This is a genomic window from Lacticaseibacillus absianus, from assembly GCF_013407595.1.
GTDB lineage: Bacteria > Bacillota > Bacilli > Lactobacillales > Lactobacillaceae > Lacticaseibacillus > Lacticaseibacillus absianus.
Genome location: NZ_JABEKX010000001.1, coordinates 1,095,043 through 1,117,281, shown reverse-complemented (window position 1 = coordinate 1,117,281; position 22,239 = coordinate 1,095,043). Strand labels below are relative to the sequence as shown.

Annotated in this window: 20 protein-coding genes; 3 read left to right on the top strand and 17 right to left on the bottom strand. The window is 58.4% G+C overall.

Annotated features, from left to right (window positions below):
* Positions 1-318: 318 nt before the first annotated feature.
* Positions 319-1,155, bottom strand: a complete 837-nt coding sequence (locus tag HII33_RS04730; RefSeq protein WP_179394625.1) for a YitT family protein — start codon at positions 1,153-1,155, stop codon at positions 319-321.
* A 198-nt stretch (positions 1,156-1,353) separates the two neighbouring features.
* On the opposite strand from HII33_RS04730, the gene spxB reads away from it, so the two are divergent.
* Positions 1,354-3,177 (top strand): pyruvate oxidase, encoded by a 1,824-nt coding sequence (spxB, locus tag HII33_RS04725; RefSeq protein ID WP_179394624.1) that lies wholly within the window; start codon positions 1,354-1,356, stop codon positions 3,175-3,177.
* Positions 3,178-3,424: 247 nt separating this feature from the next.
* Here the strand turns inward: spxB and HII33_RS04720 are convergent, their stop codons facing one another.
* Together HII33_RS04720 and HII33_RS04715 are read right to left on the bottom strand one after the other, a co-directional pair.
* Positions 3,425-3,634: a helix-turn-helix domain-containing protein gene (locus HII33_RS04720; protein WP_179394623.1), complete on the bottom strand. Its 210-nt coding sequence runs from the start codon at positions 3,632-3,634 to the stop codon at positions 3,425-3,427.
* A gap of 8 nt (positions 3,635-3,642) precedes the next feature.
* The gene (locus tag HII33_RS04715) at positions 3,643-4,110 is read right to left on the bottom strand and encodes a DUF2975 domain-containing protein (RefSeq protein ID WP_179394622.1); all 468 of its coding nucleotides are present in this window, start codon (positions 4,108-4,110) and stop codon (positions 3,643-3,645) included.
* 174 nt (positions 4,111-4,284) lie between these two features.
* Here HII33_RS04715 and HII33_RS04710 point away from each other — a divergent pair, with 174 nt between their 5' ends.
* The gene (locus HII33_RS04710) at positions 4,285-5,109 is read left to right on the top strand and encodes an alpha/beta hydrolase (protein WP_179394621.1); all 825 of its coding nucleotides are present in this window, start codon (positions 4,285-4,287) and stop codon (positions 5,107-5,109) included.
* 68 nt (positions 5,110-5,177) lie between these two features.
* On the opposite strand, the gene HII33_RS04705 is transcribed toward HII33_RS04710, so the two are convergent.
* The 14 genes from HII33_RS04705 to HII33_RS04640 all read right to left on the bottom strand — a co-directional run bounded on the left by HII33_RS04705 (position 5,178) and on the right by HII33_RS04640 (position 20,697).
* The gene (locus HII33_RS04705) at positions 5,178-7,283 is read right to left on the bottom strand and encodes an ATP-dependent Clp protease ATP-binding subunit (RefSeq protein ID WP_179394620.1); all 2,106 of its coding nucleotides are present in this window, start codon (positions 7,281-7,283) and stop codon (positions 5,178-5,180) included.
* Between the two features lie 257 nt (positions 7,284-7,540).
* Complete coding sequence (locus tag HII33_RS04700) at positions 7,541-8,986, bottom strand: helix-turn-helix domain-containing protein (RefSeq protein ID WP_179394619.1); 1,446 nt, start codon at positions 8,984-8,986, stop codon at positions 7,541-7,543.
* 284 nt (positions 8,987-9,270) lie between these two features.
* Positions 9,271-10,074, bottom strand: a complete 804-nt coding sequence (locus tag HII33_RS04695) for an ABC transporter ATP-binding protein (RefSeq protein ID WP_179394618.1) — start codon at positions 10,072-10,074, stop codon at positions 9,271-9,273.
* 10 nt (positions 10,075-10,084) lie between these two features.
* Positions 10,085-10,984: an ABC transporter permease gene (locus tag HII33_RS04690; protein WP_179394617.1), complete on the bottom strand. Its 900-nt coding sequence runs from the start codon at positions 10,982-10,984 to the stop codon at positions 10,085-10,087.
* A gap of 31 nt (positions 10,985-11,015) precedes the next feature.
* A complete protein-coding gene (locus tag HII33_RS04685) occupies positions 11,016-11,975 on the bottom strand; it encodes an ABC transporter substrate-binding protein (protein ID WP_179394616.1) in 960 nt (319 codons plus the stop codon).
* 409 nt (positions 11,976-12,384) lie between these two features.
* Complete coding sequence (locus HII33_RS04680) at positions 12,385-13,353, bottom strand: ABC transporter substrate-binding protein (protein WP_179394615.1); 969 nt, start codon at positions 13,351-13,353, stop codon at positions 12,385-12,387.
* Positions 13,354-13,706: 353 nt separating this feature from the next.
* On the bottom strand, positions 13,707-14,342 hold the full coding sequence (locus HII33_RS04675) for a histidine phosphatase family protein (protein ID WP_179394614.1): 636 nt from the start codon (positions 14,340-14,342) through the stop codon (positions 13,707-13,709).
* 254 nt (positions 14,343-14,596) lie between these two features.
* A complete protein-coding gene (locus tag HII33_RS04670; protein ID WP_179394613.1) occupies positions 14,597-15,595 on the bottom strand; it encodes a sugar kinase in 999 nt (332 codons plus the stop codon).
* Between the two features lie 14 nt (positions 15,596-15,609).
* Positions 15,610-16,353 carry a 2-dehydro-3-deoxy-phosphogluconate aldolase gene (gene dagF, locus HII33_RS04665; protein ID WP_179394612.1) on the bottom strand — a complete coding sequence of 248 codons (744 nt, stop codon included), beginning with the start codon at positions 16,351-16,353 and terminating at the stop codon, positions 15,610-15,612.
* Entirely contained in the window at positions 16,353-17,462 is a 1,110-nt protein-coding gene (locus HII33_RS04660) for a DgaE family pyridoxal phosphate-dependent ammonia lyase (protein WP_179394611.1), read from the bottom strand. Before HII33_RS04660 ends, dagF begins: the two co-directional genes overlap by 1 nt.
* Position 17,463: 1 nt before the next feature.
* Positions 17,464-18,576, bottom strand: coding sequence for an amidohydrolase/deacetylase family metallohydrolase (locus HII33_RS04655; protein WP_179394610.1), 1,113 nt, complete (start codon positions 18,574-18,576; stop codon positions 17,464-17,466).
* Between the two features lie 4 nt (positions 18,577-18,580).
* Positions 18,581-19,669, bottom strand: coding sequence for a DUF871 domain-containing protein (locus HII33_RS04650; protein WP_179394609.1), 1,089 nt, complete (start codon positions 19,667-19,669; stop codon positions 18,581-18,583).
* On the bottom strand, positions 19,669-19,932 hold the full coding sequence (locus HII33_RS04645) for a hypothetical protein (protein WP_179394608.1): 264 nt from the start codon (positions 19,930-19,932) through the stop codon (positions 19,669-19,671). The genes HII33_RS04650 and HII33_RS04645 overlap by 1 nt, the downstream gene beginning before the upstream one ends.
* A gap of 63 nt (positions 19,933-19,995) precedes the next feature.
* The gene (locus tag HII33_RS04640) at positions 19,996-20,697 is read right to left on the bottom strand and encodes a GntR family transcriptional regulator (protein WP_179394607.1); all 702 of its coding nucleotides are present in this window, start codon (positions 20,695-20,697) and stop codon (positions 19,996-19,998) included.
* A gap of 147 nt (positions 20,698-20,844) precedes the next feature.
* Between HII33_RS04640 and HII33_RS04635 the strand changes: the two genes are divergently transcribed.
* A complete protein-coding gene (locus tag HII33_RS04635) occupies positions 20,845-22,146 on the top strand; it encodes a PTS sugar transporter subunit IIC (protein WP_179394606.1) in 1,302 nt (433 codons plus the stop codon).
* Positions 22,147-22,239: the final 93 nt, after the last annotated feature.

The following is a 22,239-nucleotide window of genomic DNA, read 5'->3' as shown; positions in this document are numbered from 1 at the left end:
CCGCGACACTCGCCACCCCCAAAAATAGTTTTGCCCATGAAACATACCTAGAAAGCATCCGTCTACCTGGACAGGATGTTTTCATCAGTGTGCCACTTTCTCGCTAAAACGCCAGCGAAACGACTCGCCCCGGGTCGCATCGCGGCGCACCAAAAAGGGCCCGAGACAACCGGTCAGATTGTCTCAGGCCCTTGCATGCACATCATTGGGCTTCAGCGTCGCCCGCCACCCCCCAGGACTGGCGCCAGCATGAGGCTGGGGACCGCCGCCTGGTCGCCCCGTCAACGCCGCGGGCGCCGGAGCCGACACCGTTTCGGTTCAGGTCAAGCTCCCGCCGTGGACCTCTGTCGCTTCTGTCGCGAGGATGAAGGCCGCCGGGTCATGCTCACGCACGTGGCTGACCAACGCACGCAAGTCCGATTGCTCGACAACGACCATCAACATCTCCTTGGGCTCACCGGAGTAACCGCCGATCACTTGGTGGATCGTCAAGCCATGGTCCGTCTTGTCTCGGATCCCCGCTTCGATCTGCGGCAGCGCGGTGTTGCTCATGATGTAGACGACCTTCTTACGGTCTAACCCAGTCTCGACGTAATTCATCACGAGGCTGGTCAGGGCGATGGCAAACAGCGCGAGAATGAACGCCTCCAGCCCGCTGACCGGAATGTTGAACAGCGACACCAGCATGTCGATCACGAACAGGCCAACTGCCGGCTTGATGTTCCAGTAGCGCGCCATGATCATCGGTGGGACAGTGGTCCCACCGCTCGAGGCATCGAGCCGGTAGTTCAAGGCCACGCCCAGGGCGAAGATCACGCTGCCGACGATCACTGCGAGCAAGCGGTCTTGGACCACCATCACCTGCGGCGTCAGTGCGAGCAGGACCGGTAGGCCAATGCTCCCGAACAGGATCCGCCGGGTCGTACTGCGGTCGAGCAGCCACCAGGCAAGCACGAGCATCACGGCGTTGACCGCCAGGGTCGTGACGCTGACGTTGAGGCCAAAGACCTCCTGAACGAGGATCGCGATCCCGGTCGCGCCCCCCGGGGCAACGCCATGCGGCGCGTAAAAGAGGTTGATGGCGAGCGCGATCAGCTCGAGCGCGACCACCATCAAGCCGGCGCGAGCGATTGGGTTGCGCGTCAATTTTTGCATTGGGTCCCCCTTGAATCAAGTCATCACGTCTAAGTTATCGTTACAATTATATCACAGTCCCAAGCAGTTGGCGAAACTGTGCTTTTTTTGAATGAAATTTGCGGTATTTTGAGCGTGAACTGTTGCAACCGCTCACAAAAGGTGATACATTGTAAGCGTGATAATCGTCAACAACTAATTATAAAGAGGTGCATTCGCATGACAGATCCACAAACCGTTCCTGCAAGTGTCGCGATGTTACGTGTCATTGAATCCTGGGGGGTCGACCACATCTACGGTTACCCGGGTGGCTCGTTCAACTCCACCATGGCGGCGCTCGACGCCGAACAGGCGCGTTTGAAATACATCCAGATCCGCCACGAACAGGTCGGGGCGCTGGCCGCCAGTGCGGACGCGAAGCTGACCGGCAAGATCGCGGTCGCGTTTGGCTCCGCTGGCCCCGGGGCGACGAACCTGATCACGGGGCTGTACGATGCCCGTGAAGACCACGCGCCCGTCTTGGCGCTGATCGGACAAGTCCCGAGCACCAACATGAACTACAACTACTTCCAAGAATTCGCGGAGAATCCGATGTTTGCCGACGTCGCAGTGTACAACCGGTTGGTGATGACCCCGGAGAGCCTGCCTTACGTCGTCGATAAAGCCATCCGTGAGGCCTACAAACACCGCGGCGTGGCGGTCGTCGTGATCCCGAATGATTTTGGCTATGTCCAGATCCCGGACACCCCCTACACCAGCGTCTCGCCAACGGACCGCAAGTCCCGGCCGCTGCCTGAGGCGACCGACGAGGAAGTCGACCACGTGCTCGAGCTGATCGCGCAGGCGAAGCGGCCGGTGATCCACGTCGGCCGCGGGATCGGCGCCGGCGGTGAGCAGCTCGTCGAGCTCTCCAAGAAGCTTCAGGTCCCGCTGGTCCTGACCGGCTTGACGAAGGGCCTGGTGCCAGATGACTACGAAGGCAACCTCGGCTATGCCAACCGGGCGGCGATGAAGGCCGCCGACGAGATCTTCGCCGTTGCCGACCTCGTGATCGCACTGGGCGCCGACTTTCCGTTCGCCAACTTAGTCTACCGCACACACCCGTTCAAGTTCGTCCAGATCGACATCGACGAGGCCCAATTCGGCCGTCACCACTTCCTCGACTACGGGGTATGGTCGGACGCGACAAGCTTCGTCACCAAGGCCTTGGCCCGCAGCACGGCGAGCGCCCCGTCGCCTTACTTCCAGGCCGCCGTGGCGGCCAACCACAACTGGCGCGAGTACCTGACGGCCCTCAGCGAGCGGCCGTCTGATCCGCTAGAGTTCGAGGCCGTCTACAAGCAGATCAACCGCATCGCCGAACCGGATGCGGTGTTCTCGATCGACGTCGGTGACAACATCATCAACGCCTTTCGCTTCTTGAACCTGACGCCGAAGAACAAGTGGACGATCTCGGCCCTGTTCGCTTCCATGGGCTACGGCCTGCCTGGGGCGATCGCCGGCAAGCTGAGCTTCCCGGACCGCCAAGTCTTCAACATCTCCGGTGACGGGGCCTTCTCGATGGTGATGCAGGACCTGATCACCGAGAAAAAATACCAGCTGCCGGTCATCAACATCATCACCAGCAACGCCAGCCTGAACTTCATCAAGTCCGAGCAGGACGATATCGACATGGTCCAGCACTCCGGAATCTTCATCGAGGATCAGGACTTTGCCAAGATCGCCGCGGCCATGGGGGTCGAAAGCGTCACGGTCACCAAGAGCGCCGATCTGCCGGCCGCCTTCGACCAAGCGCTGGCCGTCACCCGCGCTGGGCGCCCGTTCCTGATCGACACAAAGATCACCGATAAGCGCGGCCTGCCAGTCGAGGAACTGCAGCTGGCCATCGAAGACGGCCAGCTGATCGAGACCGTCAGCCCAAGCTACAATGCCAACCACACGCTGGCGAAGCCGCGAGATCTTGCTGAGTTCTTCGCCCAGTACGACGGCCAGCGCCTGCGGCCGCTGACCGACTTCTTCGCCGAATACAACGTCACGCTATAAGCGACCCACAGCCAAGAGGCTCAGATAACATGCGGATTGAGCCCCGTGTATAAGCGACAATGCCTGCAAACCCAAACCTGGGTTTTGCAGGCATTGTCGCTTATATGGCTGACTTTGCCCGTTCCAACGTAGTGAGTGACGGACCGACATGCGTCAAAATGGGCGTCGCTTGACAGCTCGGACGATTCTGGAATCGTCGTGCGCTCAACCTCATTTTTGAATGATGTCTCAGCTGGTTGGCGTCCTGTCACGCGTCCACCGGGGTGTACACCAACAGATCTCCTGGTTGACACGCCAGCACGTCGCAGAGCTTGGCCAGGGTCGAAAAGCGGACCGCCCTGGCCTTGCCCGTCTTCAGGATCGACAGGTTAGCGATTGTCACGCCCACGGCAGCGGCGAGCTCAGTCAGTGTCATGCCGCGCGCCGCCAGCTGTGCCTCTAATGTGATCTCGATCATCCGCCACCTCACACTGTCAAGTCGCTGTCTTGCTTGAAGTCAAGCGCTGCCGCCCACAGACGCTGCAGCACGGCCAAAAACAACGTGACCATCAGCGGCAGACCGACCAGCCCCAGCCCGATGATCATCACCCCCGGCGCGTCCCCTGAATCGGCAACATGATAAATCGCCGGTAGGCACAGCGTCAGCGCCCCGGTCATTCCGGCGACCGCCCACTTGAGCCGCTTGAGTCGATCGACCGCGATCACCGTGAACGCCTGCGCCATTTCAACACAGCGAAGCAGGCGCCACGCGCCGACCAGCGCCCAGTAGAACAAGCCAGTTGTCGCCCAGATCCCGACCAGTCCGAGCCAGGCTGGCCAGGGAGCACTGCGAAGTTGACCGAGTGCATAGGGTGACAGGCCGCCCACCATGACGGTGACCGCCAGCCCGGCCGCGCTCAGCAGTGCTTTCAGTCCCAATAATCGTATTTTCATTCGATCGCCTCCGTCTTTGTTTCCAGTATACCCGCGCCTTTTATCGATAAACAATTAAAAAAGCGTAATTACACCGCGCGACCGGCGCGAACAGTTCCGTAAGGCCGAGGGACAATTCACGCTAACCTCGCTACAATGAGGTAGAATGATCCCAACTCGAAAGGAGGGCTTGTGATGCGCCGATCCCTGTTCAGTCTGTGCTTACTGCTTGCCCTGATCGCCACCGGGCCACGACCGGTGCACGCCGCGACCACGGCCGAGCGCGCCCCGGCAACGCTGTACCTACACGGGCACTTCGGGGGCCCCCACTCCATGGACTACCTGATGCACGCCGCGGAGGTGGCGGACAAGGCCCACGCCGTGATCACGGCAACGGTCAAGCGCAACGGTCACGTGCGGCTGCGCGGCCGCTGGCCAGCCAACACGCGGCGGCCGCTGGTCAAGATCGTTTTTCAGAACAATCGGACCATGCGCTACCACCGCATCAGCAACTGGCTGCACAATGTGCTGGTCGCGCTCCAGCGGCGCTACCACATCAAGCGTTTCAACATCGTCGCCCACTCGCTCGGCAACGCCGCCGTCCTGTTCTATATGCTTCGCTACGGGCAGGACCGCACCCTCCCGCAGCTGAACAAATACGCTGCGATCGCCGGTAATTTCGACGGCATTCCCGGTCGCCACCGGGGCCAGCACCCGAACGCGCTACTGCCGAGCGGTCGGCCACGCTGGTTGGCGCCGCCGTTTCGCCAAGCCCTTGCCTTGCGCCGCCACTTTCCCGTCGATCAAGTCGACATCCTCAACCTTTATGGCAACCTCGACGACGGTACCCACTCCGACGGCAAGATCCTGAACGCCTCGTCCCGCTCGCTGGGCTATCTGCTCGGCAAGCAAGCGCGCCACTACCAGGAAAAAGCCTTCAACGGGGCCATGGCCCAGCACAGCATGTTGCGCCTCAACGCCAAGGTCGCGACGACGATCAACCGGTTCTTGTGGCACTGATCAGATGCATGCAAATAGCGCCCACGGCTAGCCGTGGGCGCTATTGGGGTGTCATTGGGACCGGTTCGTTAGCCTTCGCTGATCACGATCTTGCCGTCGACCAGGTCTGCCTTGAGCGCCTTGGCGTCCAGGTGGTCGAGATAGTAATCGGTCACCTGATCGCGAATGTTCTGCTCGATCACGCGGCGAAGCGGGCGTGCCCCCATCGCCTCATCGTAGCCCTCGGTGATCAGCCACGCCTTCGCGTCGGGGGTGACCGTGAGTGTCAGCCCCTTCTTCGCCAAAGTCCGGTTGACATCGGCGAGCATCAGGTCAACGATCTTGCCGAGGTCAGCCTTACTCAGGTGGCTGAATTCAACGATCCCGTTGAACCGGTTCAAGAATTCGGGGCGGAAATACGGCGCCAGCCGGGTCATCAGGTCTTGATCTTTAGCCGCGTCACCGGTCAGGGCTTCCTGCCCGAAGCCGGCGTTGCTGGTCGCGATGATCACGGTGTTCTTGAAGTTGACCACATTGCCTTGCCCGTCGGTGAGGCGCCCGTCATCCATTACCTGCAACAACAAGGTCAGGACTTGCGGGTCGGCTTTTTCGATCTCATCGAGCAAGACGATCGCGTATGGGTCGCGGCGGACCTGCTCCGTCAGCGTGTTACCATTGTCAGCGTACCCGACATAACCGGCACTGGTCCCGATCAGCTTCGACACCGCGGTGCGATCGCTGTACTCGGACATGTCGAGGCGAATGATCGCGTTCTTGTCGCCGAAGAGGTCTTGGGCGAGCTGCTTCGCCAGCTCCGTCTTCCCGACCCCGGTCGGCCCAACGAACAGGAAGCTCCCGATCGGTCGGTTGCCTTCGTCAAAGCCGGCCCGGTTGCGACGGATCGCCCGGGCGACCATGTCGACTGCCTCGTCTTGCCCGATCACCTTGCCCTTGAGTCGCTGGCCGATGGTCTTGAGGCGCTCAATGTCGCTTGCCCCCATCTGCGAGACCGGGATGCCGGTCAACCGCTCCACCGACTGTGCCACGTCATCCGGTGTGGCGACCACCGCGGTCGCAGTGTCGTCCGCCCCGGCCAGCGCCGTCTGTGCCTCATCGAGCTGTTGCTTGAGCGTCGCCGCCTGCTCGAAGTCTTCGGCTTTCGCGGCGGCGTCTTTTTGCTGCGTCAGCGTCGCGATTCTCTGTTCCAGCGCCACTTTATCGACAACCGGGTGCTTGGCCGCCAAGTGTGCGGCCGTCATGTCGAGCAAGTCGATCGCCTTATCCGGTAGCGAGCGCTGCGGGATATACTGGATCGCGTAATCCACGCAAGCCTGCAACACGGCGTCCGGCAACTGAACGTGGTGGTGTTCCTCGTACAGGTGCCGGACCCCTTGCAGGATCTTGACAGTGTCTTCAGCGCTCGGTTCATTGACCGTCACATCGTTGAACCGGCGCGCCAATGCGGCATCTTTCATGATCGTGTTCCGGTACTCGTCTTGCGTGGTCGCCCCGATGACGGTGATCTCACCGCGCGACAACGCTGGCTTGATGATATCGGCCAGCCCCTTGCTGCCGGATTCCTCACCACCGGTCGCCCCCGCACCGAGGATCTGGTGGATCTCATCGAAGAACAGGATCACGTTGCCGGCGTCCTTGACCTGCTGGATCAGCTCCTGAATGTTCTGCTCGAAGCTCCCGCGATACTGGGTCCCTGCCTCCAGTCCGGACAGATCGATCGAGATGATCTGCTTGTCCTTGACCGCCTCGGGCACATTGCCGGCGACGATCGCCTGGGCCAAGCCCTCCACCACAGCGGTTTTCCCGACCCCAGCGTCACCGACTAGGATCGGGTTGTTCTTCGTGCGCCGGCTGAGGATCTCCGCGGTCTCTTGGATCTCGTGGTCGCGCCCGATCACCGGATCGAGCAAGCCAGCCTTAGCCTCTTGGGTCAGGTTACGGCCCAGCTTCGCCAGGATTCCTTCAGGTTGCTTAGCCGCTGGCGTCTGGACGGGGACCTCGTGCGCATTGGCGGCAGGGAGCTGCCCGGTCGCACGGTACTGCGCCAACTCGTCAGGGGTCACTTCACGCCCGTTGATCGTATACCGGGTCGTGCCACCTTCCCCCATGCGGCGAAGCATTGCATTCATAAAATCATCCATGTCTGTGTTAAAAAACGGATCATCAAAACGTGCCATTGCGTCATTCCTCCTCTGTTCCGGCCGCGGCCATGTGCCTGCGTCCTGTGTGGCAACAAAAAGACACGCGCCGCGACTGCCTCATTCAGATGAGCGCCACATCGCGACCAGACCTTCTTGTTTACATAATATATTATACGGCGTTTTTAGCACTCGGTCAATGCAAGTGCTAAAACTTTTCTGACCCGCCGTTACCCGTAGCTTAACAAGACGACAAAACCCGCCGCAACCAATTCGCTTGGTCGCGGCGGGTCCGCTTATAGACTGGTTTTTTCCTGCTGCAGCGCGTGCAGTAGGCCGAACAACTGGCCGAACAGGTCGCTGGAGGCGTTCATGTTCCACTTGAAGATCAGCGGCTGGTGCTCGCCAAAATCCAGCGGCATCGAGGAATCCTTGATCACCAGGTCGGCGGATTCGAAGTGATCGTGCAGGAGTTCAACGAACGGCTGCTGGTCGATGAAGGTCACGAGGTCGATGAAGCCTAAAGTGACCGGCTCCAGCATCAAGGCGACCTTGACCTTCGCAGCCGGTTGCGCGAAGCGGCGCACCTGCAGCAGGTTGGCGTACAGGGCCTGCGACAGCGCCGGCATCAAGGCCTGGACTTCACGCGGGTCTTCTTTCACCAGCACGGCCTCAGCCGTCTGGCGCACCGCGATCGCCAAGCGGTCATCCGGTCGGGCCGCGATCACCCGGTGGTTGAACGCGTAGGCAATCACCGCCCCGAGATCGAAGCCAAAGGTCAGCACGCTCATCACGATCGCCAGCAGACTGGCCTGGATCAGCTCCCCCATCGGCTCGCTCAGCCGGTGAACATCGAGGATCTCCTCCGGCAGTTGGCGCATAAAGCGCTCAATGAACTGGTACAGCGCTGGGTTGTAGCGCTTGAAGGTGGCCAGGACCTGCGGGATGTTCGGGTCCCCGGGCGCGTAATAGATCGGCAGCAGAAAGTTCAGCTGATAGAGGTGCTGAGATTCGCTGAACTGCTCGGCCTGCGTCAGGCGCACGTCGTTGTCGAATAGGTTCGGGACCGGATACGACAGCGTGTCGACCGGCTGCGTCAGCGTGTGCCCGTGGGCGATCCGCGTCTGGTTGATCGTCACGTGGTAGCCGAGCACCTCACGGATCACCGGGCTGGTGTAGTCGAGGTCGAAGGCCGCCGTGATCCGGTGGACCATCTCAAGCGCATCCCGGTGGGTGAAGTGTGTGAATGGCCACACGGCGCCGTCTGTCGCCAGCCAGTAGACGAGGGTCAAGAAGATCCGGATGCGATTCTCGTCACCCGAGATGCGCATTTTTTCGTACACGATCCGCACGCCGAGCTGCTTCGCCAAGTCACGAACGGGCCGCAGGTAACGCAGGCAGGTCACGCGCGAGGCCTCGACCGAATCGACGAACGCCTCGAAGTTCGGTTGGTCCTCGTTGATCAGGTGCTGGAGAAACGCGAACGGCACGCTTTTTTGGACCATCGCCATGCGCAACTGGCCAACTGAGATGCTGAAGAGCTTCGGGATATCCGCATCGGGATCGCCCACGATCTCACGCAACTCATCCAGCAGCTGATTGTAGGTGTAATAGAGCGTACCATAATTGCGGTCCATCAGCATCGCGATCCGGCGCAGGTTGACGTCTTCGACCGCGCCGGTGTGCGCACGGGTCTGCTGGACCTGCGTGGTGACCGGAAGATCGCGCTGTTTGGTGCGCATGATCGTCTCATAGAGGCGCAGTTTATCGCGCGTATTTTTTTGTAAAAAAAGATCTGTGCTGGTTTGATTCACGATCGAACCTCCAAGATACGATATTTATTGTCCCCACGCAATATCACATTCATTATAGCGAATACCGCGGAACCTGTGTAGCAAGACGCTCGAAATTTAACCAAACCACCATCAATTCAAGCCCCGAGCAGCCCAACAGGCGCCGGTCTGACCAGCTCGATTCGAGCGGTGAGACCGGCGCCTGTTAGTCGCGTCGTTATTTTATGCGCCGCTCAGCTGAGCAGGACCGCATCATCGTTGAGCTCACGCCCGCTTTGTTCCTTGAAGAGACGCATCAGGTCAGCCACTGTCAGCCCCTCTTTCTCGGGCCCCTTAATGTCCACCGCAATGCGGCCGTGGTCGAGCATGATCAGCCGGTTGCCGTAGCGCAGCGCGTCTTGCATGTTGTGCGTGATCATCAGAGTGGTGATCTGCTGCGCCTCAACGAGCTGCTCGGTCAGCGTCATGACCGTCGCGCTAGTCTGCGGGTCCAAGGCAGCGGTGTGCTCGTCGAGCAACAGTAGCTCCGGCGCCTGTAACGTTGCCATCAGCAACGTCACCGCCTGGCGCTGACCGCCAGACAGCAGGCCGATCTCAGCTGTCAGGCGTTCCTCCAGGCCGAGGCCGAGGCTTGCCAGCTTCTCACGAAACAGTGCACGGTCGCGCTTCTTGACCCCGCTGGCCCAAAAGTTACGCCACTGGCCGCGCTTCAAAGCCAGACTCAAGTTCTCCTCGACGGTCAGGCGCGGCGCGGTGCCGGCCTTCGGGTCCTGGAACACCCGTGCAATCAACCGGGCGCGCTTCGCGACGTTCTGGTAGGTCACGTCCTTATCGGCGATCTTGATCTGGCCGTGCGTGACCGGGATCGACCCCGCCACGCTGTTGAGCAGCGTGGATTTACCGGCCCCGTTACCGCCGATGATCGCGACAAAGTCCCCCGGGTCTAGCGTCAGGTCGATGCCCTTCAAGGCATGGTTCTCGTTGACGGTCCCTTTTTCGAAGTACTGATGCAACGCTTTGACTTCCAATGCTGGCATGATTGACCTCCTACTCGTTCATCCGACGACGGTTCTCACGGCGCGCCATGCTCTGCTGAAACTGCTTGCGGATCAGCGGCAGCGCGAGGAACAGCACGAGCATCAGCGCGTAGAACAGGCGCAAGGCATTCGGGTCGACCCCTCGATCGAGCACCCACGCGATGATCCAGCGGTAGATGATCGCCCCGGCAATGATCGTGACCAACCGCCAACCGAAGCTCAGGTTCCGGATCAGGATCTCGGCGATGATGATCGCAGACAGCGCGATAACAATCGTGCCGATCCCCATCGAGCTATCCGCGAACCCGTTGGTCTGCGCCATCAAGGCCCCTGACAAAGCGATCAGGGCGTTGGAGACCATGTAGACCACGATCTTCATCGTGTCGTTGTTGATCCCATTGGCGGCGCTCATCGCCTGATTATCCCCCACCGCCCGGGCAGCCAAGCCCATCTCGGTGTTGAAGAAGTATACGAGGCCGGCGATCACGATCGCCGCGACCACTAACCCAACTGCGATGGCGTTCAACGTCGGGTCGCCGAAGTCGACAGGGGTGAAAACGGTCTTGACGTCTGACAGCAACGACACGTTGGGCCGGCCCATGACGAACAGGTTGACGGAGTACAACCCGGTCATGGTCAAGATCCCAGTCAGGAGGTCGGGGATCTTCAACTTGGTATGTAAGACCCCTGAAACCAGTCCGGCCACCGCCCCACCGAGCGCCCCGTACAGCGTGGCGAGCACCGGGCCGGTCCCACTGACCAGCTGGTGCGCGGTGATCGCCGCGCCGAGCGGAAAGCTCCCTTCAGCGGTCATGTCGGCGATATCGAGGATCCGAAACGTCAGGTACACGCCGATCGCCATGACCGACCAGAGAAGCCCTTGGGAGATGCTTGAAATCAGGATGTCCATCTTTTACCTCCAAAAAATCGTGTGACAACAATCAGTTCTGTGCGGCCTCGGCATCGGTGATCCCGAAGGCCTTCATCATCTTCTCGTTCTTGATCACGGTGACCTTCGCCGGCGTCTCAACGGCCAGCTTGTTGACCTTCTGCCCCTTCAGGATCTTGATCGCCAGCTTGGCCGTCTGGCGACCCAGGTCCTTGTAGTCGATGCCGATGTTGGCCACGCCACCGTCTTGGACCATGGTCGAGGCAGCTGGCACGACCGGCACCTTCTTGGCCAAAGAGACTTTGCCGACAGTCACCATCGCTGCCGCCACCGTGTTATCGGTCGGCGCGTAGATCACATCAGCTTGGCTGGCCAGCGATTCCATCGCCTGCTGCACGTCATTGGTGCTCGCGACCGTGCGCTTGACCACACGCAGGCCGAGCTTCTTGACGGCTTGGTCGGCCGCCTTGATCTGAACGATGGAGTTCTGCTCGGCGGCGTTGTAGAGCATGCCCACCGTCTTGGCCTTTGGGAACAGCTTGTGCATGTACGCGATCTGCGCCGGGATGTCCACCATGTCCACCACACCGGTCGCGTTTCGGTCGGGCGCCTTCAGGTTGGTGACCAACCCGGCGGCCTTGGGGTCGGTGACAGCCGTGAAGACCATCGGCGTCTTCGCGTCTTCCTGCTGCAGCGCCTGGGCGGCCGGGGTGGCGATCGCCAAGTTGACGTCGTTGCCGTCCTTAGCGAGGCGTTGGCTCATGGTCTTCAGGTTCGCCTGGTCCCCTTGCGCGTTGACGTAGTCGATCTTGACCTTATCCCCTTTGTAGCCCGCCTTGGCGAGCTCGGCTTCGAAGCCCTTGCGCGCATCGGTCAAGGCCGTCTGGTCAATCAACTGCAAGACCCCGATCTTAACGGTGCCGTCTTTAGCGTCCGTCTGTTGGCCGCAAGCGGCCAGGCTGGCGAGCATTGCGATGGTGGCGAGTACGGTGAGTCCCTTTTGCATTTTCATGATTTCTTCCTCCTGGTTGACTGAGCAAAAAACGGCCAGCCACGGGACACAATTCCACGTGGCTGGCCATTTCATTTTTTCCGGAAAAAGAAAGGCCACATGGATTGTGTTGATCCATGTGGCGGTTGATTGCACATTTAACTGCGCCGGCCTCATGGATGTGAACCGCGGGTTCACATCCATCGGGGATGCGTCCCGCTATCCGAAGAAAAAGCCGGCGAAAAATTCGCGATTCAGTTGTGTTGGCATTGCTTGTCTCATAGTCAACACTCCTTCACATTACCAGTCGCGCTGGTATGTGTTCGAGAATACACTCAGCGATTTCTCATGTCAAGTGCTTTTTTCTCACCGGATTCAACTGGGGCGGCTCACGTGCGGTTCAGGGGGAAAACTTCTGTCTAGGCGACGATCACTTGGCGGCCGCTTCAACGTCTGCCTGCGTCAGTCCGAACAGCTTCATTCGCTTGGCGTTGGTGACCAGGGACGTCTTGGCCGGCGCTTCAACGGCCAGGTCCTTGACCTGCTCACCCTTGAGGATCTTGATCGCCATCTTGGCTGCCTGGCGCCCGAGGTCCTCGTAGTTGATCCCCTGCGTCGCGACGCCAGCGCTTGCGATCATCGTCGCGTCGGCATTAACTACTGGGACCTTCTTTGCCTCGGAGACCTTGCCGATCGTCGGCATCGCGGCGGCCGCGACGTTATCGGTCGGGATGTAGATCGCATCGGCTTGGCCGGCCAGCGATTCTGCGGCCTGCTGCACGTCATTGGTGGTCGCGGCAGTCTTGACCACGGCGGTCAGCCCGAGCTTCTTGATCGCCCGTTTCGCCTCCTGGATCTGAACGACCGAGTTCTCCTCAGCGGCGTTGTACAGCAGGCCGATCTTCTTGGCCTTCGGGAACAGCTTATGCGTGAACGCGATCTGACCCGAGACATCGACCGCGTCGGTCACGCCCGTCGCGTTTTGGTCAGGCGCCTTGACGTTCGAGACGAGTCCGGCTGACTTCGGGTCGGTCACAACGGTGAACAACATCGGCGTCTTGTTATCTTCCTTGAGCAGCGCCTGCGCCGCCGGGGTCGCGATCGCAAGGTTCAGATCGTTACCATCCTTGGCCAGCTGCTGGCTCATTGACTTCAGGTTGGCCTGATCGCCCTGGGCGTTGACGTAGTCGATCTCGATCTTTTTGCCCTTGTACCCATTGGCCGCCAGTTCCTCGGTGAAGCCTTTGCGAGCGGCGTTCAGTGCGCTTTGGTCGATCAGCTGCAAGATCCCGACCTTCACGGTGTCTGAATCTTTGGACTCGGCTTTTTTGCCGCAAGCGGCGAGGCTCACGATCATCACAACTGCTGCTAGGGTGGTCATCAACGGTGTCTTCTTCATGGTATTCTCCTCCGAAAAATGGGCTGTGGGTCAAACAAAAGGCCGGCCACATGGGGCACTCCCCCGTGGCCGGCCTACTTCTTTCCGGAAAGAAAAAGACCACATGGAGAGTTATCCCTCATCCATGTGGCGTAATGGCATACTTAAATGCTACGACCATCATGGATGCAAACTGCTTGCGCGCGGTTTGCATCCAATCGGCGATGCAAGCCGCTATCCGTAATAGCCGTAGTAATACGAGTGATTTAACTGTGTTGGACTTAATTTTGTCATAATCAACACTCCTGCACTGGTATGTTGAGAACAATACGCGTATGAGAAAGGGAAGTCAACCCCTCACGCAAAATTAATTTTCAGTCCACCGCCGGCAGCCGGTCACGGTAGCTCACCGTGTAGTGGTGGCCATCGCTGGTCTGAAGCTTGGTCACGGTGGTGTTGGCGAGCAACGGCCACTCGCGCAGCCGCGCAAGTGGCCGGCCGAGAAGGTCGTTCAAGAGCACCAGAAAAACGACGCCGTGCGCGACCACCAGGATCCGGCCATCAGGATGGGCCGCGTAGGCCGCATCGATCACCGCTCGGCTCCGCTGTCTCACAGCCGCGTATGTTTCTGAGTGGATCGCAGGCGCAACGTGCGCATCAAAAGCCAGTGGGTCGTGAAAATAAAGTGCCGTCTGCGCCTGGTCGGCCAAGTCGGCGATGCGGTGACCATCCCAGTCCCCGAGGTTCATCTCGCGCAGGCCGTCGACCGGCTGGACCGGCGTCACCGTCCGAAACTGATTCTCGGCCATGATCAACGCCGTCGTGCGCTGCGTTCGGGGCATGCTCGAACACACGACTTGCGTGAACTGATGGGTGGCGAGCACCCGCCCGACCGTTGTGGCCCCGTCAACGCCAGCGGCGGTTAAGGGCGAGTCGACCGATCCCCCATTCAACCGGTTCGCTAGATTGATCTCTGTTTGACCATGCCGCACAAAATAAAAAGTCGTCACGCCGCTGTCTCCTCACTGGCCATATGCCTGTCTCGTCTACCACCTAGCTGTCACCAAAACAGGACGATTCAACTGAATCGCCCTGCGCGTTACAGATCGAGCAACTGCCTCAGCACATTCTCCACTGCACTGCGGAAGGATGCCGTTCAGAATCCCAAGCACTTAACCCAAAAGAACGCAGGATCCGTCAACTCTGAAACAGTTATTGATTATTCAGCAAGTGACCTCAAACGTCAAGCACCTTCCGCCGCCAGTCACCGAACCAGCGCACCGGTCACCCCGTGATTGGCAATGAAAGCCTCGACTTGATCAGTCGTCGCCAGCGGACTGTCACCGATCTGAGCATGCGCCAAAGCGGCGTTCGCCACGGCAAACGGCAATGTTCGTGAGACAGGCCAGCGTTCAAGCAGACCGTGCAGGATCCCTGCCGCGTAAGCGTCTCCCCCACCGATCCGATCGAGGATCATCACTTCTTGTTGGTCCGACCAATATACCCCAGACGCGTCGCACAGAAAGCCTTGAATATAGTCTCGTCCATCGTGCGTGAGTCGCCGTGTGCCAGCAAATGCAGTCAGATGGTGCTGCGCGACGAACTGCGCGAACAGCGATTCGTCGTCGCGATCCTGGGGATAGCCCAACAAGTCGGTCAAGTCTCGCCGACTCCCAAACACGATGCTACTGCGTTGCAGGATCCGCTCGTAATACCCTTTCATCTGATCGTGGGAATTATTGTGATTCAACGCGACCCGATAATTGAAGTCAAAACACACGGGAATGGCCCGCTTAGCGGCCTGCTCAGCGTAATTGAACGCAGCCTCACGGGTCCCCGCAGTCAGGCTAAGCGAGATCCCACAAATGTGCAATAGGTTCACATCCGCTAGCGATGCACCGAAGGGGTAGTCATGCTCGCTACTCGTCCCAAACGCACTGGCCAATCGATTCTGATAGGTCACCGTTTCCGGCCGGTTGCCGAAGCCGAGCTCCACGAAAAAACTCCCCAGATGGTCCCCGCGAAATTGAACGAACCGATCACTGACCCCCAACCGACGCAGTGCCCCCGCGGCGGTTCGCCCTAGTCGGTTATCCGGCAAAGCGGAGATCAGTGACGTCGCGTGACCAAAATGCGCCAAGCTAGCCAAGATATTGACGCCCGTCCCGGTATAGCTCATCTGCAACTGATCCGTCTGCTCAAGCATCAAGTGCTCGGGGACCGTCAAACGCAACATCACTTCACCAAATGCAGCGATCGTCATAAGCAGGGCCTCCGCTAATCGACAAGCTTCTTGACGATCTCATAGAGCGTTGCAACGTCCGCTGGGCGCGTGTCGCCGGTGGCTTGGTCAATGATCGACGAGTAAACGTGCGGGATCACCCGCTTGACGCCTGCGTCCAGCGCAATGGTCAAGATCGCCTCAAAATTCTCAAGGTCGATCCCGCCCGTTGGTTCGAGGTCAAAATCATTCTCCGCGCACGCCTTGGCGACTGCGCGAAACTCTTCTTCATGCGCAAGCCCCTTCATGGGGAAGTACTTGATCGATGTCCCGCCCATATCCTTGAGTAAGGCAATGGCGGTCTCGATCGGGACCTCAGCGGCAGGCGCCTGACTACTCAGCGGGCCAGTCGCGATGTTAACGGTCCCGACTGTGCCTGTTGGGGACACTAAGCCGTTGATCACGGTCTCTGACTGGCCTAACAGGGCACGACTCGTCCCGACACCAGTGAAGACCTGGTTCACATGCTGTGGCTGCACCACCTGACTGACGCGACTGACCATCAGGCTCTGATTCGGATCACCAGCGCCCAGACCCACGGAGACCGCGTTGTCGATCGCGGCTTGATACCGCTTCATATCCGCGATCGCTGCTTCGTCAGTGGGGTAATTCTTGGTCAAAACCCCGAGGACCACGTGTCCCTCCGCCGCATCGTAGCAAGCCTTCGCGTTCTCGACGGAGTTGGCCAACACGTTCAGCGCCACCCGGTCATTATAGTAATTCGGACGTAATTCACTCATCACTTTGCCTCCATGATTGTTTTTAGCCGTTCAACGATCTGCGCCATCTCACGTTCATCCACTGCCCGGATATCAAACTCGATGATCCCCTCGTTGGCGCGGTACTCCCGCGTGTAGATCGCCGGATCACCCGCTTTGAGCGCCGCGGTCACCGCTTTGGCGGTCACCGGCGCCTGCGCATCGACCCGGACACTCGCCCGGTAGATCTCACGACCGGCACCATCCTGGGCCACGCTGGCACTCAACCCGTCGATCTCGTCCAGCTTGGTGACGAATGGGTCCAGTCGTGCCAGCATATGTGCCCCGGCCTCGGGCCCTGACGTCAGATACTGCTCGATCGCCGCCGTGAGCCCGAGGATGTTATCCTTACCGATCTTCATGGCTCGCCCGATCCCACTGGTCTGCAACTCGATCCAATCGATGTATTGCTTCTTCCCAAAGACGAGACCGGAGGCGGGGCCTTCCAGCGCCTTTGCCCCACTGAAGACCACAATGTCGACACCCATTTGGACGTATTTGATCAGGTCCTCTTCTGCCGCAGCGTCGAGGATCAGCGGTAGCGCATGCGCGTGCGCGACCGCAAGTGCCTCAGTGACAGACAGCATGCTCTTTTGGACCGTGTGGTGCGACTTCACGTAAAGCACCGCCACAGTGCGATCCGTGATCATCATGTCGATGTGCGCCGGCGTACACATGTTGGCATACCCCGCTTCGACCACCTGGCCCCCACCCAACTCGATCATCACGTCCTCTGGCGCGCCGTAATCAACGTTGTGGCCTTTGGGCATGACGACCTCGCGCTTAGTAAAACGCGGGTCGTTGGGATGATAGGCGTGATACTGGCTTCCTTGGCCGATCAGCCCCGCGACCGCCAAGGCGATCCCTGACGACGCCGAGTTGACGATCAAGGCCCCTTCTGCGCCGAGCAACTGCGCGATGTGGGCGCCAGTTTTTTCGGCAAGGTCCTTCATCTCAAAGAAATGCGTGCCGCCAAACTGCTGTGCTGCCAGCACCGCCTCAGAGACCTGGGAGACGCCCAGGATCGTCATCTTGCCACTGGCGTTGATCACTTGTTTCAGGTGGTAGCGCTGATAAATATCCGCTGACATGTTATCCCTCCAATGTATAGACCGTGCCGGCAACGATCGTATGCGTTGGCACGACTAACGTGTCTGTCTCACGATCATTGTGATTCGAATCGGTCAGTGTCTTATGGCCCTGACGCACTTGGAAAATCGTCACATCGGCATCCTGGCCAACGGCCAAACTGCCTTTTTGCGCTAACCGGAAATTCCGCGCCGGGGCGCTGGTGATCATCGGGATCACCTCAGGTAGCGTGTAGCCGAGCAGCAGCATCTTCTCGATGCACGTCGCCATGTCAACGACCGGCCCATTCTCACGGTTCGTGTGGTAGATATCGGTACTCAACGAGAACGGATCCAGCCCGGCGTACTTGGCGATCGCCATCGTCTTGAAGTTGAAACTATCGGTGCCGTGGCCAACATCGAAGATGACCCCGCGGTTGTATGCCGCCCAAACAAAGTTAGCGATATTGCCTTCCTGATCAATGATCCCATTGGGCTTACCGTTGTACGCGTGCGTCAAGATGTCGCCTGGTTCAAGCAGATCGAGCACATCCTTGAGCGCCGGCGGATTAGCACCAACGTGGACCATAAGCGGGAGGTCCCCATTGGCCTTTTGGATCCGCTTGCCTGCGATCAGTGGCAAGACGTCATTATCGATCACGACCGAGTGGCTCTCACGCACCTTAAACCCGACAATGAAATCTGGATAGTCTGCCAGTGCTTGCGTGATCAAGTCATCTTGGATCCGATTCATATCCCCAAGTTCGTCTTGGGCCAGGATCCCCGTTTTGGACACGTTGATCATCGCGTACACGTTCGTCCGCTTGTCCCGCGTGATCCGGTAAAAATCACCGATATTGTCTGCGCCCGTCGACCCGGCGTCGATCACCGTGGTGACACCGGTCGGGACGCCATCCAGATCTGGGTCATCGTAGTACAACGTCAGCTTTTCGTAGCAATGGGTATGGTCGTCTATCCACCCGGCCGAGACGTAGTGATCACCGTTAAGATCGATCGTCTCCGCCGCTTGCAGCCCGTTCAACTTCGGCCCAACGGCTGTGATCTGGCCGCCTGTGATACCGAGCTCGATCGGTGCCCCGTCAACGGTCCGTCCATTTTTGAGATATAAGTCTGTCATTGCGCTACCCTTCCGTAAACTTAAATTTTGACCACGGGCCAATGAAGTCTAGCAGCCCTAACTCTGCCGCGTCGATGTGCCCCACGAGATTTTTGCGTGCGTCCTGATGTGGCGTCAAGACGACCTGCAGCTCGTTTTTGTACTTGCCAAATCGATCATTTCCGATCACGACATCCCCCCGCTTGAAGGCATGATCGGCATCGTGCGGCGGGTTGGCCTCACCGCTGTAACGCTTGCGTGTCTCCGTCGAGCGGATCATCTGGGCGGCAATATCGCCACGGCGAACGTGCTGATTCGCGAGTACGATCTCACGCTCGACCGGGTTGGCGGCCGGTTGCAACGCGACCTTGAAGACGACCTGGTAGCGATCCAGCGCACTCAGCGACTTCAGCTCAGCTTCGCTCGCGTACGCGTTGCCGATGATCACATCATCGATCAGACCGGTCGCAAAGAGGGATTTCGCCTGCACCTCAATGGGGAGCGCGCGGTGCACCTCCAAGGTCGGGAGCCCATCATTGACGTTCCACGGTCCGATCGCCCCGCTAGCCGACGTAATAAACGCCGCCGTCCGGATGTTCTGGCGCTTGAAGCGCGCCGTGCACTGCATGAAGAAGTCCTCTGGCAAGCCAGTCCCTGCCTGGGGATAAAAGTTGTGACACCCGTAGAGGAACGGCTTATTCGCTTGATAACTCAAAATATTGTCGAGGTAGGCGACATCGTTGCTCATGTTCAACTCGATGATCAGGTGCTCCGGGTTGTAGGTGAGCAGCGCTTCCTTCTTGCCGTCGAACCCTTCATCGAGCCGAATGCCGTCTGCACCAAGCGATTTGAAAAAGCTCAGGTCATCATACGAGACCCCGAGCGCGGTGAAAATCGCCGGCGCAACGTCCAGGATCACTTCAAAGCCCAGCGTTTTGGCCAGCGTGATCAAGCGGTGATACTTGGCGACCACCTGGGCCTGATCGCCCTTGATCTCAAGCATGCTCATAAAGAGCCGGGAGAATCCATATTGGCTCGCTAACCTAAGGTAGGCCTCATTTTGGGCTTCATCACTGTGGTCGGGATAAACCGATATCCCTAGTCGTCTCTCCATCACGGTCGTTTACTTCCTTCCGGGTGAAGACTCTTGATCCGGTTGAACTTGTGGATCATCAGTAGCGACATGAAGATCGTCACCGCCGGGACAACGACGTAGCGGATCGACCAGGGCAGCGTCACGAGGATGCTCACAGCGATCACCGCAACACTCAGCAAGATCGTCCTGAATCCCGACAACCTTAAGACAACCGCCGGTAGCAGCTCTCGCTCGACGATCAAGGCGCTCAGGGCAAAAACGATCACAAGTACAACGATCATGTCTTCATCTCCTTTGATTTCACGGCAATCATAACATTATAATCTTTGAAAGTAAACCGAAGATTAAACTTCGTAATCGATCTCGTACGGGTGCACGTCAGTATTGTACGTTGCGAGTGAGTATTCCACGACCTCATCCATCTGATCGTAGCCTAATCTCAGCCGCCGCATCGCATATGGCGCTTGAAGCTGCAACAGTTTCTCGATCTGCGGATCGACCTTGCGTGTCGCAAACGTATCCTCAAACCGCTTGACCGTCACGTCCGCCATCTTGAGCGCCTGATAAAGTGAGTGCCGCTCGAGGTAGCTTGCGGAGATCTGATCCATCGGCATCCGCAGATAATGAACAAAGTGAATGAACGGATGCCCGTCCAAAAAGTAAAGTCGCTCGATCTTCGTGATCTCCGCTTTGGTCTCACCAAACGCCGCAGGGACCTCTGTGTAGAGGCTCGAGGTGATACTCAGCACTTTTTTGACCATCAGCTTGCCTTCTGCTTCCAGGATCGTCGAGAAGGAATCCGCTTTGGACAACCGGTTGAAGGGCCGATTGCTCATCACGAACGTCCCCTTGCCACTTTTTTTCCGTAAGTAGCCTTCCTTGACTAAGATCTCCACCGCGTTGCGGACCGTGATCTTGCTGACGTTGTACGCCGCCATTAGCTCATTTTCAGTCGGGATCGCCTCATTCAAGGCGTACCGATCCTGAAATATTTTTTTCTTAATGTCGTCTGCAATGTCCTTATACAGGATCCCGGTTCTCTTCATGTCAAGGTCCTACCATTCTATTCAAAGTTTACGTCGAGTATACCACGACAAAAAACCGAAGTATACGTTTACAACATAACGTTATAATGTTAAACTCCAGTTGTTTCAAGAACTTAACCCAAATCTATTTTGTGAGGAGCACTAATTATGGACAAAATGATGAGCTTCCTTGAGAAGTACTTCATGCCTGTTGCCAATAAAATTGGTAACCAGCGCCACCTGCTTGCGATCCGTAACGGCCTGATCTCCATCATGCCGCTGACCATCGTTGGCTCGATCTTCGTCATCTTTCTGAATATCCCGATCGACGGTTACGACCAGATGATCGCAGGCTTCCGGCCGATCCTGGATATCCCGTTCCGCTTCACGGTCGGCATGATGGGGATCTACGCCGCCTTCTCGGTCGCACACTACTTGGGGTCATCCTATGGGCTCGATCCCCTGAGTTCTGGCCTGCTGTCGATCGTCGGCTACTTGATCTCGGTCGTCACGCCCGTTCGTGTCACGGAAGACGTGAAAAACGTGATCACCGCCGGCAACTACCTGTCGATCGCAGATATCAGCTCCACGAGCCTGTTCGGCGCGATCGTCGCCGCAGTCGTCTCAGTGGAGATCTACCGCTTCTTCGTTCAGCACAAGATCACGATCAAGCTGCCAGACAGCGTGCCACCTGCCGTCTTGAAGTCTTTTGAAGCACTGATCCCGGCGTTTGTGATCATGATGCTGTTCTGGGGCTTGCGCTACGGTCTGAAGTTTGATATGAACAGCTTCATCACCTTGCTGGTCAGCCCGCTGAAGCACTTCATGGTCGGCAACAGCCTGTTCGGGGGCCTTCTGACCGTCTTCTTCATCCAGCTCTTCTGGTCTTTTGGGATTCACGGCGAGAATGTGCTGGGCCCGATCATTCGCCCAATGTGGAATGCCGCGATTCTTGAAAACATGGATGTGTTCGCGAAATCAGGGAATGCCCATGCACTCCCCAACATCTTCACGGAGCAGTTCCTGCAGTGGTTCGTTCAGATCGGTGGGTCAGGGACGACGATCGCACTGGCGATCCTCTTTCTCACCTCTAAGTCGACCTTCACGAAACAGATGGGTAAGCTGACCATCGTGCCTGGGCTCTTCAACATCTCCGAACCGCTGGTCTTCGGGACCCCGATCGTCATGAACCCGATCTTGGTCATCCCGTTCATCCTCTCGCCGATCGTCTTGACGATCGTCTCCTACATTGCGACGATCACCGGTCTTGTCCCGATGATGATGGCGAAGTTGCCGTTCACCTTGTTTGGCCCGCTTGGCGCGCTCATGAGTACCAACTGGAGCATTCCAGCCGCGATCCTGAACATCGTCAACATCGTGATCGCCGTTGCGATCTACTACCCATTCTTCAAGATCTTCGAGCGTCAGCAGCTTGCACTTGAGGCTGATGCAGACAAAGACGCTGCCTAATCTCAATGACGCCGTCATGACGTCACACCAACGGGGTCGCCTTCAGGTCGACTCCGTTTGCTCATTTACGCCCCGATTGAAAGGATCTGATCA